The sequence below is a fragment of the Thermomonospora catenispora genome (genome assembly GCF_006363815.1).
Lineage (GTDB): Bacteria > Actinomycetota > Actinomycetes > Streptosporangiales > Streptosporangiaceae > Thermomonospora > Thermomonospora catenispora.
Genome location: NZ_RRYT01000092.1, coordinates 1 through 828, shown reverse-complemented (window position 1 = coordinate 828; position 828 = coordinate 1). Strand labels below are relative to the sequence as shown.

Annotated in this window: 1 pseudogene; it reads right to left on the bottom strand. The window is 71.9% G+C overall.

What is annotated here, in order from left to right:
- Positions 1-153: 153 nt before the first annotated feature.
- Positions 154-828, bottom strand: a pseudogene (locus EIO00_RS24400) (hypothetical protein); the annotation flags it as partial.

Genomic DNA, 828 nt, shown 5'->3' with positions numbered 1-828 from the left:
CGCCCCGAACCGGAGCATCAGCCTCCCGCCGGGCGTGGCCTCGACCAACAGGGCTTCGTTCACGTTCACTCCTCGTCGCCGTCGGTCCGCCCCCTTTGACCCCAGAACATGATCGCTCCGTTCCGGACCTGCGCGCGGGTGACTCCCCGTGGTTCAGCCGACCGCGGGGGGCATGGGGGCGTTCGAGGGTGCAGGAGCCCCTGACGCCGGGGGCATCGGGGCGTCGGGAGGCATGGGGGCCTGTGGCGTCGGGAGCGCCGAGCCTCCCCGACGGAAGCGGCCGGCGGTCGGCGCGCCGAGAGCCGCGGCGGGGATGAGGTCCCGGGGGGCGATGATCCGCCTGAACTGCCGGATCAGTTCCTTGTGGCCGCTCCCCCGGGCCGTGTAAGCGGCGTGCGTGCCGTCGCTGAAGTGCACGCTCACGGTCGAGGACCTGATGGTCCCGGAGTGGTACACCGCCAGCAGCGCACTCGCCGGCACATGGCCCGGCCGCCGCTCGATCGGCTCCGAGGAGTCCTTTGCGGAGCTCTCCGCAGGGCCGAGCAGCCAGCGCCGGTACGCGGGGACGATCAGCAGCGGCAGCGTCAGCACCACCAGCACGAACAGGATGTAGTGGAGGAGCAGCCGCACGCCCGCCCCGACCATGCAGTACGCGAAGCACAGCAGCGCCGGCGTGCCGATCAGCAGGGTCACCGCGTCCGAGGCGCTCTCGCTCTTGGCAAGCGGCAGCACCGGCAGCGCCAGCACGATCGACAGCAGGAACGCCTTCGCGATCGTCGTGCCGCCGAACAGTCGGCGGCCCAGGTGTTCCGCCCGGTCGAGCAAGGT